At 69.8% G+C, this 16146-nt stretch carries 15 protein-coding genes; 14 read left to right on the forward strand and 1 reads right to left on the reverse strand.

Features of this window, described 5'->3' with window-relative positions; all coding sequences use genetic code 11:
• Positions 1-35 precede the first annotated feature (35 nt).
• From IEY95_RS37150 to IEY95_RS37215, 14 genes are all read left to right on the forward strand, one after another.
• A complete protein-coding gene (locus IEY95_RS37150) occupies positions 36-1481 on the forward strand; it encodes an ATP-binding protein (RefSeq protein ID WP_189190602.1) in 1446 nt (481 codons plus the stop codon).
• 86 nt (positions 1482-1567) lie between these two features.
• A complete protein-coding gene (locus tag IEY95_RS37155) occupies positions 1568-1756 on the forward strand; it encodes a hypothetical protein (protein WP_189190632.1) in 189 nt (62 codons plus the stop codon).
• A 54-nt stretch (positions 1757-1810) separates the two neighbouring features.
• Positions 1811-2881 carry an RNA polymerase sigma factor gene (locus tag IEY95_RS37160; RefSeq protein WP_189190603.1) on the forward strand — a complete coding sequence of 357 codons (1071 nt, stop codon included), beginning with the start codon at positions 1811-1813 and terminating at the stop codon, positions 2879-2881.
• 108 nt (positions 2882-2989) lie between these two features.
• Positions 2990-3934 carry an ABC transporter ATP-binding protein gene (locus tag IEY95_RS37165; RefSeq protein WP_189190604.1) on the forward strand — a complete coding sequence of 315 codons (945 nt, stop codon included), beginning with the start codon at positions 2990-2992 and terminating at the stop codon, positions 3932-3934.
• Positions 3931-4701: an MlaE family ABC transporter permease gene (locus IEY95_RS37170; RefSeq protein ID WP_189190605.1), complete on the forward strand. Its 771-nt coding sequence runs from the start codon at positions 3931-3933 to the stop codon at positions 4699-4701. The genes IEY95_RS37165 and IEY95_RS37170 overlap by 4 nt, the downstream gene beginning before the upstream one ends.
• A 3-nt stretch (positions 4702-4704) precedes the next feature.
• On the forward strand, positions 4705-5508 hold the full coding sequence (locus tag IEY95_RS37175) for an MlaE family ABC transporter permease (protein ID WP_189190606.1): 804 nt from the start codon (positions 4705-4707) through the stop codon (positions 5506-5508).
• A 5-nt stretch (positions 5509-5513) separates the two neighbouring features.
• On the forward strand, positions 5514-6767 hold the full coding sequence (locus IEY95_RS37180) for an MCE family protein (protein WP_189190607.1): 1254 nt from the start codon (positions 5514-5516) through the stop codon (positions 6765-6767).
• A 95-nt stretch (positions 6768-6862) separates the two neighbouring features.
• Positions 6863-7900 (forward strand): MCE family protein, encoded by a 1038-nt coding sequence (locus IEY95_RS37185; RefSeq protein ID WP_189190608.1) that lies wholly within the window; start codon positions 6863-6865, stop codon positions 7898-7900.
• Between the two features lie 236 nt (positions 7901-8136).
• The gene (locus tag IEY95_RS37190) at positions 8137-9162 is read left to right on the forward strand and encodes an MCE family protein (protein ID WP_189190629.1); all 1026 of its coding nucleotides are present in this window, start codon (positions 8137-8139) and stop codon (positions 9160-9162) included.
• On the forward strand, positions 9159-10295 hold the full coding sequence (locus IEY95_RS37195) for an MCE family protein (RefSeq protein ID WP_229703601.1): 1137 nt from the start codon (positions 9159-9161) through the stop codon (positions 10293-10295). The genes IEY95_RS37190 and IEY95_RS37195 overlap by 4 nt, the downstream gene beginning before the upstream one ends.
• Entirely contained in the window at positions 10292-11578 is a 1287-nt protein-coding gene (locus tag IEY95_RS37200; protein ID WP_189190609.1) for an MCE family protein, read from the forward strand. Before IEY95_RS37195 ends, IEY95_RS37200 begins: the two co-directional genes overlap by 4 nt.
• Positions 11575-12855: an MCE family protein gene (locus tag IEY95_RS37205; RefSeq protein ID WP_189190610.1), complete on the forward strand. Its 1281-nt coding sequence runs from the start codon at positions 11575-11577 to the stop codon at positions 12853-12855. The genes IEY95_RS37200 and IEY95_RS37205 overlap by 4 nt, the downstream gene beginning before the upstream one ends.
• Positions 12828-13493, forward strand: coding sequence for an Rv1363c family protein (locus IEY95_RS37210; RefSeq protein ID WP_229703602.1), 666 nt, complete (start codon positions 12828-12830; stop codon positions 13491-13493). The genes IEY95_RS37205 and IEY95_RS37210 overlap by 28 nt, the downstream gene beginning before the upstream one ends.
• 48 nt (positions 13494-13541) lie before the next feature.
• Positions 13542-14345: a procyclic acidic repetitive family protein gene (locus IEY95_RS37215; RefSeq protein WP_229703603.1), complete on the forward strand. Its 804-nt coding sequence runs from the start codon at positions 13542-13544 to the stop codon at positions 14343-14345.
• Between the two features lie 117 nt (positions 14346-14462).
• Here IEY95_RS37215 and IEY95_RS37220 read toward each other — a convergent pair.
• Positions 14463-16146: ATP-binding SpoIIE family protein phosphatase (locus IEY95_RS37220; protein ID WP_189190612.1), on the reverse strand; the 1684-nt coding region annotated here is incomplete at its 5' end.

Here is a 16146-nt window from a genome sequence, read left to right on the forward strand (position 1 = left end):
GTATGTTTCGTACGAGCAAACTCGGAGGGTGACCCATGCCAGGCTTCGTAGGCCGCAAGTCCGAGCTGGCCGCCCTGGAACGCCACCTCGCCTGGGTGCGCGACGGCCGGGGCGACCAGCGCGGCCGGGCCCTGCTGCTCCGCGGTCGGCGTCGGGTCGGGAAGTCGCGGCTCGTGGACCTCTTCTGTGAACGCGCCCGGGTGCCGTACGCCGTGCACCAGGCCACCCGGGGCGAGGACGCCCAGCGGGAACGGGCTCGCTTCCTCGCCGAGGTCCGGCACTCCTCACTGCCCGACACCGAGCTCCTCGCGGGCGTCGCGACCGTCGCCGAGTGGGACACCGCACTTCGTCAGCTCGCCGCGGTACTCCCGGACGACTCCCCCAGCATCGTCGTACTCGACGAGCTGCCCTGGATGCTCGAAGGCGACCCGGTACTGGAAGGCACTCTGCAGACCGTGTGGGACCGGGTACTGAGCCGGAAACCCGTGCTGCTCATCCTCATCGGCAGTGATCTGGCCATGATGGAGCAACTCTCCGCCTACGGCCGCCCCTTCCATCAGCGAGGCGTCGAGATGGTACTGGCGCCCCTCTCCCCCTCCGAGGTCATGGCAATGACCGGGCTCCCGGCCGCGGACGCCTTCGACGTCCATCTGATCACCGGCGGCCTGCCGCTCATCTGCCAGGAGTGGCAGGAAGGTGAGACCCGCGTCGACTTCCTCTCCCGCGCCCTCGACGACCCCACCTCCCCCCTTCTCGTCTCCGGTGAGCGGATGCTGGCCGCCGAGTTCCCCTCCGCCCTCCAGGCCAGGCACGTGCTCTCCGTGATCGGCAGCGGGGAGCGAACCTTCGGAACGATCGCCGCAAAAGCCGGGGCGGCCGACCGACCGCTTCCACCCGGCTCGCTCAACCCCGCCCTGCACACCCTCGCGGACAAACGACTCATCGCCGTCGACACCCCTCTCTCCACCCGCCCAGGAGACCGCGACCGCCGCTACCGCGTGGCCGATCCCTACCTCCGTTTCTGGCTCGCCTTCCTGGAGCAGGGCATCCCGGAGATCGAGCGCGGGCGCAGCCGGATCGTGGTCGAGGCGGTCGAACGCGGATGGAGCTCGTGGCGCGGGCGGGCGATCGAACCCGTCGTGAGGGAGTCGCTGGCCCGGCTGCTCCCCGACGACACGTGGCCGCGGGTGCGGGAAGTGGGCGGCTGGTGGCCTCGTACCAATAACCCCGAGGTGGACCTGGTGGGGGCGGACCGGTCACCGGCGCGCGAGATCGCGTTCGTCGGCTCGATCAAGTGGCACGAGCGCGGCTCCTTCGATCACCGCGCCCTGGCCACGCTGGCCCGGGACGCGCTGGCCGTACCCGGCGCCGACGAGGACACTCCACTGGTCGCGGTGTCCCGCTCCGGGTTCACGGTGGACGGGCTGGCGGCGACGTACGGGCCCGAGCAACTGATGGAGGCCTGGGGCTCCACTGCGTAAGCCGACCGAGACTGTTCAGAACCCAGAAGGCAGACGAGTCGGACTGTACGCCGGGTTCTGTTCTTGGGGGGGTCCCACGGAGTCTGGTGCGACGGCCATCCACGAACCGCGACAACTGCTTGGCCAAGGAGACGACGGAGCCCCAACTCCCCCCGCCCGGCCCGGACATCGAACTGCCCGGCGACGACCTGCTGCCCAGCGGCGGTCCGCTGACCAGCAACAGTGTGGACTCGATGGCCTCCTCCCCCTCCACAACCGCGGATACTCGGCGGTAATGTCGCCACCCGCCGGACGGCACAGGACCGGCGGGTGAGCGCGAAGGGGCCCTCATGGCGACGGACATGCCGGACATGCCTGCGGAGATACAGGCGGCCCACGACCGTTGGCAGCGCATGTGGAGCCACCGGGAGCAACTGCTCAAGGTGGCCCGGCGCAGGTCGATGAGCCCGGAGGACGCCGAGGACGCGGTGCACGAGGCGATGCTGCGCGCCGCGGAGCGCCCCGACCTGGACGACGAGCGTCTCGGCGCCTGGCTGACGACCGTGACCATGCGGCTGTGCGTCGATCGGTACCGCCAGGTCAACCGTGAGGCCGAGGTGCACCGCAGCCCCACGCTCACCGCGCCGGGGCCGGTGCCCGTCGAGGAGGCGGTGTGCGACCGGGCCGAGGCCAAGTGGCTGGCCGTGCGCAGCGGGGAACTGCCCGCGCGGCAGGCCGAGGCGCTCCGGCTGAAGTCCGAGGATCTCGACGTCGGCCAGGTCGCCGTGCGCATGGGGCTGAGCTATCGGACCGTCGAGTCGCTGCTGGCCCGGGCCCGGCGCACGTTGCGCAACTCGCTGGCCGGAACGCTGGGCCTCACCCTGTTCCTGTGGGGGCGCGGCAAGCTGCGCGCGGGCGGCCACGCGCAGGCCGTGGCGGTGACCTCGACGGCCGCGACCCTGGTGGTGGCGGGGTTCGTATTGCCGTACGTCCACGACGGGGGCGGGCAGGGCACGACTCCCCGTCCCTCCGTGTCCCGTATGGCCCAGGCGACGACAGAGACCGTCCGGCCCGACGGCGTAGGCAGGGCAGCCACCCCGAACGCCCGTGATCTGTCGGCCGCCTCGACGTCCCACGGAGCGACACCGACCACGTCGGCCGGCGCTCACGACCGGTCGCTGCTGCCGCTGTCGGTGCCACCGCTGCCGGACGCCGCGCTGTCACCGGTGCCGTCCGTCCCCGGCGTGTCCGACCTGCCGTCCGTCCCCGGCGTGTCCGACCTGCCGAGCGTGCCCGGCGTGTCCGACCTGCCGAGCGTGCCCGGCCTCTCCGGTCTGCCGGCCGCGTCCACGGTCCCCACGACCCTTCCGGCCGCACCGGATGTCCCCGCCGAGGTACCGACCCCGGCCGCGCTGCCGTAGAAGCCTCGAAAGACCCTCGAAAAAACTTCACCTTCGCCGCGACGGACACCCCGTCCCTCCCCGTAGAGCAGATGTCGGAGCTGCTCCACGGGTCGAAGGGTGGACCGGATGGGTGTCGAGATCTGTGTGGAAGGGCTGACCAAGTCCTTCGGTCACCAGGTCATCTGGCAGGACGTCTCGCTGACGCTGCCCGCCGGGGAGGTCTCGGTCATGCTCGGCCCCTCGGGCACGGGCAAGTCGGTGTTCCTCAAGACGCTCGTCGGACTGCTGAAGCCGGACCGCGGCTGCGTGAAGGTCGCGGGCCGGGACATCACCAGGCTGCGCGAGCACGATCTCTACGAGGTGCGGAAGCTCTTCGGCGTGCTGTTCCAGGACGGCGCGCTGTTCGGCTCGATGAACCTGTACGACAACATCGCCTTCCCGCTGCGCGAGCACACCCGCAAGTCCGAGAGCCAGATCCGGCGCATCGTGCTGGAGAAGATGGACATGGTCGGGCTGATCGGCTCGGAAGGGAAGCTGCCCGGTGAGATATCCGGCGGGATGCGCAAGCGGGCCGGACTGGCGCGGGCGCTGGTCCTCGATCCGGAGATCATCCTGTTCGACGAGCCGGACTCGGGCCTCGACCCGGTGCGCGTCGCGTATCTCAACCAGCTCATCGTCGACCTCAACGCGCAGATCGACGCGACGTTCCTGATCGTCACGCACGACATCGCCTCGGCCCGCCAGGTGCCGGACAACATTGGGCTGTTGTTCCGCCGTGAGCTGGTCATGTTCGGGCCCCGCGAGCAGCTGCTGACCAGCGACGAGCCCGTCGTACGGCAGTTTCTGAACGGCCGGATGCAGGGGCCGATCGGCATGGCCGAGGAGAAGGACGCCGCGCAGGTCGAGCAGGAGCTGGCGCGGCTCGGCGACATGGACCGCAAGGCCCGCCATGTCGGCAACGACATGACGCCACGTCTGCTGCCGAGCCCCGGCATCACCCGCCCGCCCCGCTGGGAGGCGATCGCGAGACGCGAGTCGGAGCTGCACCGGAAGGAGGCGGCGGACGCATGAGGCTCTCGCCGACCGGAGCGCTCAGACACTCCGGGAACCTCTTCGCGATGGCGCTGGACGTCGTCCGGACCATTCCCCGACGCCCCTTCCAGGCGCGGGAGTTCATCCAGCAGGCCTGGTTCGTCGCGAGCGTGACCATCCTGCCGACGGCTCTCGTGTCCATCCCCTTCGGCGCGGTCATCGCGCTGCAGATCGGCAGCCTGACACGGCAGCTCGGCGCCCAGTCCTTCTCCGGGGCCGCCTCGGTCCTGGCGGTGCTGCGGGAGGCCTCGCCGATCGTCACCGCGCTGCTGATCGCGGGCGCCGGCGGCACGGCGATCTGCGCGGACCTCGGGGCACGGAAGATCCGCGAGGAGATCGACGCGATGCAGGTGCTCGGCATCGACCCCATCCACCGGCTGGTCGTCCCGCGGGTCCTGGCGTCGATGGTGGTGGCGGTGCTGCTCAACGGCCTGGTGTCGGTCGTCGGTGTCGCGGGCGGCTACTTCTTCAACGTCGTCCTGCAGAACGGCACACCGGGCGCCTATCTCGCCTCCTTCACCACGCTCGCCCAGCTCTCCGACCTGTGGGCGGCGGAGGTCAAGGCGCTGGTCTTCGGCGCGATCGCCGCGATCGTCGCCTCGTACAAGGGACTCACCGCGCAGGGCGGCCCGAAGGGCGTGGGCGACGCGGTGAACCAGTCGGTGGTGATCACCTTCATGTTGCTGTTCGTGACGAACTTCGTGATGACGGCCGTCTACTTCCAAGTCGTTCCGCAGAGGGGCTGAGTCATGGCGCTGCTGAATCGCCTGGAGGAACTGGGCAGCCAACTGTCCTTCTACGGACGCTCGTTGGCGTGGACGGGCCGCACCCTGCGCCGCTACAAGAAGGAGATCCTGCGGCTGCTCGCCGAGGTGAGCTTCGGCCGCGGCGCCCTCGCCGTCGTGGGCGGCACGGTCGGCGTCATCGCCTTCCTGTCGTTCTTCACCGGCACGGAGGTGGGCCTGCAGGGCTACGCCGCGCTGAACCAGCTCGGCACCTCCAACTTCGTGGCGTTCCTCTCGGCGTACTTCAACACCCGGGAGATCGCCCCGCTGGTGGCCGGGCTCGCGCTCTCCGCGACGGTGGGCGCCGGGTTCACGGCGCAGCTGGGCGCGATGCGGATCAGCGAGGAGACCGACGCCCTCGAAGTGATGGGCGTGCCCTCGCTGCCCTTCCTGGTGACCACCCGGATGATCGCCGGCTTCGTCGCGGTGATCCCGCTGTACGTGATCGGGCTGCTGTCCTCCTACCTCGCCGCCCGCACCATCACCACCGGCTACTACGGGCAGTCGGCGGGCACCTACGACCACTACTTCCAGCAGTACCTGCCTCCGGTCGACGTGCTGTGGTCCTTCGGGAAGGTGCTCGTCTTCGCCGTCCTGATCATCCTGGTGCACTGCTTCTACGGCTACTACGCGAGCGGCGGCCCGGCGGGCGTCGGCGTCGCCGTGGGCCGCGCCGTGCGCACCTCGATCGTCGCGATCAACGTCCTGGACTTCTTCCTGTCGCTCGCGATCTGGGGCGCCAACACGACCGTACGGATCGCGGGGTGAGCCGGATGAGAGTGCTGAGACTGCGGTTGTACGGCGTCGTGTTCCTCGCCGTACTCGCACTGCTGCTGTCCTTGTCCGTCGCCGTGTACCAGCAGGTGTTCACCCCGGCGGTACGGATCAAGCTGGAGGCCGACAGCCTCGGCAACCAGCTCGATCCGCGGGCCGACGTCAAGCTGCGCGGGCTGCTGGTCGGTGAGGTGCGCACGGTGCACGCCGACGGGACGAAGGCGACGCTCGACATCGCGCTCAAGCCGGAGTACGTCGCGTCCATCCCGTCCGACGTGCACGCCCGCCTGCTGCCCAAGACGCTGTTCGGCGAGAAGTACGTCGACCTGGTCGCGCCCGCGCGCGCCACGCCCTCTGCGCACTCGTCGGTCCGGCCCATCCGCGCCGGCGATGTCATCACCCAGGACCGCACCCGCGTCGGCATCGAGGTCCAGCAGCTGATGAACGACCTGCTGCCGCTGCTGCGGACCGTGCAGCCCGGCAAGCTCAACGCCACGCTCTCCGCGTTCGCCACCGCCCTCGAAGGACGCGGCGACCGGATCGGCGACAACCTCACGCGCGTGGAGGACTATCTGCACCGGCTCAATCCTCACCTGCCGTCCCTCACCGAGGACTTCGCACGGCTGGCCGACGTCGCCGAGGTGTACGGCGACGCGGCTCCCGACCTGATGGCGATCCTGCGCAACACCGTCACCACCAGCCGCACCCTGGTCGAGCAGCGGGACCGACTCGCGTCCGCGCTCACCACGACGGCCACCGCCGCGGGCACCGCGGACGACTTCCTCGACGCGAACGGCGACCGGCTGATCACCCTGGGCCGGGTCTCCCGCCCCACGCTCGATCTCTTCGCCCGCTACTCGCCCGAGTACCCCTGTCTCCTCGCCGGCCTGGTGCGCGAGGAACAGGCCTCCGAGCAGGCGTTCCGGGGCGGCGCGATGCACATCACGCTCGAGGTCGTCCGGCAGCAGGGGGCGTACGAACCCGGTGAGGAGCCGCGCTACGCCGATCGGTCGGGGCCGAACTGCCACGGTCTCCCCCATCCCCAGGTGCCCGCCCCCGGGGTCCACCTCAACGACGGTTCCAAGAACGGGAGTTCAGCCGGCCCCGTCAGCGTCTCCGCCACCCGGGCCGAGCAGCGCGCCGTCGGCTCGCTCGTCGCGCCCGTCATGGGCGTGCCAGACGACCAGGTGCCGCCGGTCGCGACGCTGCTGTTCGGACCGATGGCGCGCGGAACGGCGGTGAGCGTCGCATGAGGACCCCGACGACACCGCCGACACCGCCGACACCGCCGACATCGACGGCATCGACGACCCCAAAGATCCCAAAGACCCCAAAGACCCTGAGGACCATGAGGACGTCAGGAGCCCGGCAGGCCGCCGCCCCGCTGATCAAGTTCAGCCTCTTCGCCCTGGTGACGATCCTGGCGACGGCCCTGCTCGCCGCCACCATCGTCAACATCTCCTTCACTCCCGAGCACACGTATCGCGCGGTGTTCAGCGACGTGACCGGCCTGGAGAAGGGCGACGACATCCGGGTGGCCGGGGTACGGGTCGGCGAGGTCGAGGGCATCCGGATCAAGGACCGGACGCTGGCGGAGGTCACCTTCACCGTCGGCGCGGACCGTCCGCTGCTGAACAGCACCGGCGCGGTCGTCCGCTACCGGAACCTGGTCGGACAGCGTTACGTCGCCCTGACCGAGGGCGCGGGAGACGGCACCCGGTTGAAGCCCGGCGCCACCATCCCGCTGTCGCGCACGCAGCCCGCGCTGGACCTGAACGCCCTGCTGAACGGCTTCAAGCCACTGTTCGCGGCGCTCAGTCCGCAGGACGTCAACCAGCTCGCCACCGAGATCATCCGGACCCTCCAGGGCGAGGGCGGCACTGTCAACAGCCTGCTGGTGCACACGGCGTCGCTCACCACGACCCTGGCCGGCCGCGACAAGCTGATCGGCTCGGTGATCGACAACCTCAACACCGTGCTGGACACGCTGGACAAGCGAGGCTCGCGCTTCTCCGGGCTGCTCAAGCAGCTGCGGCGGGTGATTTCGGGACTGTCCGCCGACCGCAAGCCCATCGGGCAGTCCCTGGTGGGCATCGGCGACCTGACCGACGCCACCTCGGGGCTGCTCAAGGACGCGCGTCCGCCGCTGAAGGACGACATCGCCGAGCTGACCGATCTCACCGGAACGCTGAACAAGAACGAGAACACCGTGGAGGACGTGCTGAAGCGGCTGCCGAACAAGCTGGGCGAGCTGACGGGGACAGCGTCCTACGGCTCGTGGTTCAACTTCTACCTCTGCGACTTCGACGGCCGGATCGTGCTGCCGAAGACGAAGCAGGTACTCACTCCCGAGCTGCACGTGGCGAGGGCGAGGTGCGGCGCATGACGAAGCACCTTCTTCCGCGCAGGACCCGTAAGCGCCGCCCGGAGCCGCTGGTCAAGGTCCGCATCGACCCACCCAAGCTCCCGAAAATACGGCTCCTGCCGCGCCGGGCACCCCGCCCCCGCCGCCCCGAACCCCTGGTCAAAGTCCGCATCGACCCGCCCAAGCTCCCGAAAATACGGCTCCTGCCGCGCCGGGCACCCCGCCCCCACCGCCCCGAACCCCTGGTCAAAGTCCGCATCGACCCACCGAGGCTGCCCCGCATACGGATACGCCGCCCGCGCCTCAGGCCGTTCCGCGAGCGCAATCCCGTGGTGATCGGAGCCGTCGGCCTCACCGTCCTCGGGTTGCTGACCGTGGCCGCGTTCAACGCCGACAGCCTGCCGCTGATCGGCGGCGGCGACACGTACAGCGCGGCCTTCTCGGAGGCGGGCGGTCTCAAGCCCGGCGACGAGGTGCGGATCGCCGGCGTCAAGGTCGGCAAGGTGAAGAACGTCGATCTGGACGGCGACCACGTCAAGGTCACCTTCAAGATCAAGGGCGATCCGAAGTTCGGAGTCGAGACCGGCGCGTCGATCCGGGTCAAGACCATCCTCGGCGCCAAGTACCTCGCGCTGCACCCCAAAGGACCGGGGCAGCTGAAGCCCGGCAGCGAGATACCGCTGAGCAGGACGGTTCCGGCGTACGACGTCGTGCAGGCGTTCAGCGATCTCACCACCACGACGGAGAAGGTCGACACCGAACGGCTGGCGAAGGCCCTGGACACCATCTCCACCACCTTCCAGGACTCGCCCGCCGAGGTACGGGCGTCCATCAAGGGCCTGTCGAAGATCTCCCGGACGGTCGCCTCGCGCGACAAGGCGCTGGGCGAACTCCTCGACCACGCGAACGGTGTCACGGGCGTGCTGGCCGAGCACTCCGAGGACTTCACCGGGCTGGTCAAGGACGGCGACAAGCTGTTCAAGGAGATCAGCAAGCGGCGCAAGGCGATCCACAAGCTGCTGAAGAGCTCCGCCGCGCTCGGCATCGAGCTCTCCGGCCTGGTCGCGGACAACAACAAGGAGATCGGGCCCGCGCTCAAGGGCCTGAACACCGTGGTGGAGATGCTCGAACGCAATCAGTCGAGCCTGGACCGGAGCGTCAAGCTGCTCGCGCCGTACGTCCGGGTCTTCACCAATGCCCTCGGTAACGGCCGCTGGTTCGACAGCTACGTCCAGAACCTGGTCGCCGCTCCGGTGGTGCCGCGCACGGGAGGCACGCGGTGAAGAACCTGAAGAGGCGCCTGGCCGTGGTCACCGCACTCGTCCTCGTCGCCGCACTCACCTACGTGCTGTGGCCGCGCTCCGAGTCCGTGCACATCACCGCGTACTTCCCGCGCACCGTCGGCATCTACCCCGGCTCGGACGTCCGCGTCCTCGGCGTCCGGATCGGCGAGGTCGAGAAGATCACACCGGAGGGAGACCGGGTGCGGGTGGAGCTGAAGTACGACGAAGGCCGCAAGGTCCCGGCCGACGCCAAGGCCGCGATCATCAACTCCTCGGTGGTCAGCGACCGTTACGTGCAGCTGCTCCCGGTCTATCGGAAGGGTCCGGTGCTACGGGACGGTGCCGTCATCCCCGAGACGCGGACGGCCGTACCGGTCGAACTGGACCGCATCTTCGACAGTCTCCACACGACGGCCGACGCGCTCGGCCCCCAGGGCGCCAACAAGGACGGCTCGCTGTCACGGCTGCTCGGGGTGAGCGCGGACAACCTCGACGGCCAGGGCAAGAACCTCAACCAGTCGGTCAAGGACCTCTCGCAGGCCGTCACCACGCTGTCCGACGGCCGCACGGACCTCTTCGGCACGGTGCGGAACCTGCAGGTGTTCACGGCGGCGCTGGCCGCCGACGACAAGGGCGTGCGGTCGTTCAACACCAGCCTCGCCGAGGTCGCCAAGCAGCTCTCGGGCGAGCGCAAGGACCTCGCGGACGCGCTCAAGAACCTGGGGACGGCGCTCGGCGATGTGTCGCAGTTCGTGAAGAACAACAAGAAGTCGCTGACCTCGAACGTGAAGGGCCTCAGCAAGGTGACCAAGGTGCTCGTCACCCAACGGGCCGCGCTGGCCGAGCTGTTGGAGGTCGCTCCCACGGGTTTGTCGAACCTGAACAACGCCTACAACCCGTCCGCGGGCACCCTAGACACCCGCAACAACGCGCAGCAGGCGCAGGATCCGGCCTCCCTGCTGTGCTCCGTACTGAAGACGACCGGCGACGAGGGCGGCGGCAAGGCCGGCAAGAACCCCGACTGCAAGGAGCTGAAGGAACTCTTCGACTCCCTGCCCAAGGTGCCCGAGGGCTCCGCGGTGACGGGAACGGTCGACCGGACGCTCGGCGGAATTCTGGGGGCGAGCGCATGAGCGCACTGCGCAAGGTCGGCGCCCTCGCGTGGGCCGCGGTCGGCTCGCTGCTGCTGTCCGGCTGTGAGTTCAACGGCTGGTACGACGTCCAGCTGCCCGGCGGAGCCGCCGCCGACGGCCACGCGTACCACGTCACCGTCGAGTTCCGCGACGTCCTCGACCTGGTGCCGCAGTCGGCGGTGAAGGTCAACAACGTCACCGTGGGCGCGGTCGAGAAGGTGGAACTGGACGGCTGGCACGCGCGTGTACGGCTGCGGGTCGCCGACTCGGTGAAGCTGCCCGCCAACGCGATCGCCGAGCTGCGGCAGACCAGCATGCTCGGCGAGAAGTACGTCGCGCTCTCCGCCCCGTCCGGCACGGCCCCCGTGGGCCGGCTCGGCGACGGCGACCGCATCCCCCTGTCCCGCAGCGGCCGGAACCCGGAGATCGAGGAGGTGCTGTCCGCACTGTCCGCGCTGCTCAACGGCGGCGGAGTGGCCCAGCTCAAGACGATCACCGTGGAGCTGAACAAGGCCCTGGACGGCCGGGAGAACCGGGTCAGATCGCTGCTCAAGGAGCTGAACACGTTCATCGGCGGCCTGGACGACCAGCGGAAGGACATCGTCCACGCTCTCAAGGCCGTCGACCGGCTCGCGGGACGGCTCGGCAAGGAGAAGAAGACGATCGCCCAGGCCGTCGACACGATGCCGCCCGCCCTGAAGGTCCTCGCCGACCAGCGGCGCGATCTGACGAGGATGCTCACCGCCCTGTCGAAGCTCGGCAAGACGGGCACCAAGGTGGTCAACGCCTCCCACGACGACACGGTCGCGAACCTGAAGCAGCTGCGCCCGATTCTGCAGCAGCTCAACAAGGCGGGCGACGATCTGCCCAACTCCCTTGAGCTGCTGACCACTTACCCGTTCCCGCGCAACGCGGTGGACGCCGTCAAGGGTGACTACGTCAATCTCCACATCACCGCGGATCTCGACCTGGCCGGCATCTACGGGAACGTGACGGGTGGGTCCGGCAAACCCGGCAAGCCCGGCGAGGGGAACGGAGATTCCCAGGAGCCCAAGACCCCCGAGCTTCCTGACCTTCCGAGTGTCCCGACTCCCACAGCCCTGCCCAGCACGCCCAGCCTGCCGTCGTCCCCCTCGGTGCCGTCGGCCCCGTCGAACGGCGGCGGCCCGCTGTGCCCGCCGGTGTGCACCAGCAGCTACACGACCGAGACAACCGACGCGGACCTGCCCGAGGGGATCAACCTCGCGCTCGCGGAGCTGATGCTGAAGGGAGTCCAGCCGTGATCACACGTACGGTCAAGGCCCAACTCCTCGCCTTCGCCACCGTCACCGCCGTCGGGGTGTCGTACGTCGGCGCCGAGTACACCGGCCTGGTGGACGACGTCCTGGGCCGCGGCTACACCGTGCGGGCGGACTTCGCCGACTCCGGGGGCATCTTCCCCGGCGCCGAGGTCACCTACCGCGGGGTGCCGGTGGGCCGCGTCGGCGCGCTGCGGCTGACCGGGTCCGACGGCGTCTCGGTCGCCCTCGACATCAAGGACGGCGCGCCGCGCATCCCGGCGGACACGCTCGCCGTGGTGGCGAACCGTTCGGCGGTGGGCGAGCAGTACGTCGATCTGCAGCCGCGCAGGTCGGGCGGCCCGTATCTGCTCGAGGGCAGCAGCATCCCGCGCGGCAGCACCCGCGTGCCGCTGCCCACCACGGACCTGGTCCTCAGCCTGGACAGACTGGTGAACTCGGTCGGCAAGGACGATCTACGGATCACCGTCGACGAGTTGGGCAAGGCCTTCTCGGGCACCGGCCCGAACCTGAGCCGCCTGGTGGACTCGGGCAACGCCCTCGTGGAGTCGGCGTCCCAGTCACTCCCCCAGACGATCTCGCTCATCGAGGACTCGCGGAAGGTCCTCAAGACGCAGGCCGACCAGGGCTCGTCCATCAAGTCGTTCGCGCACGACCTGGCGGCGCTCAGCGCCCAGCTGAAGTCGAGCGACGGGGACCTGCGCAAGCTGATCGGCAACGCGACGCCGGCCGCCCAGCAGGTGAACTCACTGCTGAAGTCCACCGGTCCACGGCTCTCGGTCCTGCTGGCCAATCTGATCAGCGGCGGCCAGGTCACACTGGCCCGCCTGCCCGGCGTGGAACAGTCCCTGGTCACCTTTCCGGCCCTGGTCGCGGGCAGCTACACGGTCGTCCCGGGCGACGGCACCACCCACTTCGGCCTGGTGGTCAACGCCGACGACCCGCCGCCGTGCACCCAGGGCTACGGGACAACACGGCGCGACCCCTCGGACACCAGCACGCGCGAGCCGAACACCGACGCGCGCTGCACGGCCCCACGCGGAAGCAAGACGTCGGTACGGGGCGCGCAGAACGCCCCCGGCCCGTCGACCGCTTCCGGGGACGGTCACGACCAGGCGGCGTACATCACGCCGTACGACCCGGAGACCGGCACCGCGACCGGCCCGGACGGAAGACCCGTCGAGATCGGCTCGACGGGAGGCCAACAGGCGGTGTTCGGAAAGGAGTCGTGGCAATGGCTGCTAGTCGGACCGATGGCGTGAGCGGGGTCATGGCGGGCGAGGCGCTTACGGGCAAGGGGCTTACGGGGAAGTCCCTGTCGGGCGAGGCACTGACGGGCGGAGCCGGGCCGGGCAAGGCGCTGCCGGGCAGGGCCTGGTTGGGGGCGGCCCGGTCGCGCAGGGCCTCGTCGGGCACGGCATGGTCGAGCAGGGTCTGGTCGGTGGGGCTGGTCGTGGCGACCGTCTTGACCACCGCCCTGACGATCTGGCTGAGCTTCAGCCTCTACGACCAGCGTGAGGCGGAGCAGCGACGCCAGGACATCCTGGCCGCGGCCCGCCAGTCGGCGCTGAACTTCACCTCGCTCGACTACCGGCACTACGACCGGGACAGCGCGAACGTCCTCAAGGGCGCCACCGGCGACTTCAAGAAGCAGTTCGCCGCGCAGACCGAGCAGTTGACCAAGCTCGTCGCCGAGAACAAGTCCGTGTCCGAGGGCCAGGTCCTGGACGCGGGCATCGTCCGCTCCGACGAGCACTCGGCCCGCGTCCTGGTGGTCGCCGACAGCAAGGTGACCAACACCGCGGCACCCAAGGGCGAGGCGCGCACCTACCGGCTCCAGCTCGATCTGGTGCAACGGGACGGCCGCTGGCTGACCTCGGACGTCGAGTTCGTCGGCTGACCGCGCCCTGACTGCCATACGCCCCAAGAGCACATGAGGAGTAAGACCGTGGCGAAGACGACCACCCAAGGCCGCGGCTCGGGTTCCGGTTCGGGCACCCGACGCACCATGACCGCAGCCGCCCGCGCGGCAGCCAAGCGCGCGGAGCGCGGCCACCGCGAGCCGGGGCCAACGGCCACCGACGAGGAGGCCCCGGGTCGGACCGAGGCACCGGCCGCCGGACGCACCGTGCTCATCGACGCCCCGGAGAAGGACGGCTGGGACGACCCGCCCGAGCCCTCACCGGAGTCCTTCGGGGAGGACGCGCCGAGGGATGAGGGCGAGCCCGGCTCCGGTACCGCGACGCGGCATGGCCGACGCCGACTGCTCACCGCCGCCCTGTGTGCCCTGCTCGTGGCGGGCCTGGTCGCGGCCGCCATGCTCGGGTGGCGCTACCGGGAGGGCGTGCGGGCCGAACAGGCCCGAGCGCAGGCACTCGCGGCCGCCCGCCAGGCGGCACCCGTCGTCCTGTCGTACGACTACCACCACCTGGACCGCGACTTCACCGCGGCCCGCGCCCGGCTCACCGGGCACTTCCTCGACGAGTACCGGAAGACCACCACGACGGTGGTCGGTCCGACGGCCAGGAAGTACCACGGGGTGGTGAAGGCGACAGTGGCGCAACCCACCGGCGGCTCCCCCGCGGCCTCCGTGATCTCGGCGTCGGCGGACCGCGCCGTGATCCTCCTCTTCGTCAACCAGGTGACCACGAGCACCCAGGTCTCGGGCTCCCGCGTGGACCTGAACCGAGTACGGATGACGCTGAACCGCACGTCCGACGGCTGGAGGGTGAGCGGCGTGGACGCGCTCTGACGTCCGCTTCTCTCGGGCGGCCGACGGGCAGACTGGTCGCGCTGAACGCGGCGTTCTCCATCGTCGTCCCCCACATCCGCGACCAGTGCGGCCCGCGGCTTGCGTGCGTCGCGCGCTCTACAGGGTGAGGCTGAACCAGGTGGTCTTTCCCTCGTCGGTGGGGCGGACGCCCCAGTCGTCGGCAAGGGTGCGTACCAGCAGCAGCCCACGCCCGGAGTCCTCGTCGTCGGCTGCCAGTCGGGGCTGGGGAAGATGGGGGCTGCAGTCGCTGATCTCCACGGTGAGTTCGGTGTCCGTGCGGCACAGGTGCAGGCCGATGGGGCCCTCGGCGTGCTGGACCGCGTTGGTCATGACTTCGGACAGCAGGAGGCACGCGTCGTCGACGGCGCCGGGGCAGTCCCAGGAGCTGAGGACCTTGTTGAGGAAGACGCGGGCTTCGGACACGGATTCCGGGACGGCGTCGAAGTCGGCGGTGAGGGCGACCAAGGGTGCGGCCGGCAGTTGAGTGAGCAGCAGCGTGACGTCGTCGTTGTGGCTTTCGGCGTCGGGCAGCAGGGTGGCGAGGACGTGGTCGGCGACCGTTTCGAGGCAGGGTGCGGTGGCATAGAGGTCGTTGAGCGTGGCGACGAGCTCGGAGAGCTGGTCCTCGATGTCGCTGCCGGGGGTTTCGATCAGGCCGTCGGTGTACAGCACGAGAGTGGCGCCGGGCGGCATGACCGCCCGGGACTGCTCGTAGAGCTCGCCGCCCACACCGAGCGGCGCGTTCACCGGCGACGGCAGCGCCCGGGCGCCGTCGCCTGGTACGGCGACGAGGACTGGCAGGTGCCCAGCAGAACATATGGTCACCTCTCCTGCGTCGGAGGCGACCACGACGTAGCAACAGGTCACCAGTTGGTCGGGGACGTCGAGGTCGGCGACGCAGGTGTCCAGCGACTGCATCAGCTGGCGGGGTTGCATGCCGGTCTTGGCCAGGGCATGTGCGGCGGACCGCAGCTGTCCCATGACGGCGGCGGCCTCCAGACCGCGGCCCATGACATCGCCGATGAGGACCCCGACCCGGCCCGCGCCCAGCGGGATGAGATCGAACCAGTCGCCGCCCACACCGGCTCCCTGGGTGGCGGGCCGGTACCGACTGGCGGTGGTCAGACCGGGGATGGCCGGCGGGGTGCCCATGAGGCTGCGCTGCAGGGTGAGGGCGATGTGGCGCTGCTGCTGGTACAGGGCGGTGAGCTCCGCCTCGGCCTTCTTGCGGTCGCTGACGTCGCGGATGATGGCGCACGCGCCCACGACCGTCCCGGCGGTGTCCCGGGTCGGCCACAGGGTGACGTCCACATCCAGGAATGCGCCGGACCGGGTAACGCGCAGGGTCTCGAAGCGCTCCACCTTCTCACCCTGTCTCAACCGCTCCAGGAGCATGTCGATCTCATGCTTCCGCTCGGCCGGGGCGAGGAGGGACACGTGACGTCCCATGACTTCCGGCGCGGTGTAGCCGTACAACCGCTGGGCCGCGGAGTTCCAATACGTGATGCGACCGTCGAGCGTCTTGGCGAGGATCGCATCCTGCGAAGACTCGACGAGCGCGGCGAGTTCACCGATGCGCCGCTCTGCGGCTTTGCGTTCGCTGACGTCGCGCACAGCGGCGGAAACAAGAAGCCCGTCAGAGGTCTCCAGCGGACTGAGACTGATCTCAACCGGGAACTCGGTACCGTCCTTGCGCAGACCGTACAGATCGAGTCCGGCACCCATCGGACGGACCTGACGGTTCGCCGCATAACCCTCGCGATACATCCCATGGTGGCCC

It is taken from the genome of Streptomyces albiflavescens (assembly GCF_014645835.1).
Lineage (GTDB): Bacteria > Actinomycetota > Actinomycetes > Streptomycetales > Streptomycetaceae > Streptomyces > Streptomyces albiflavescens.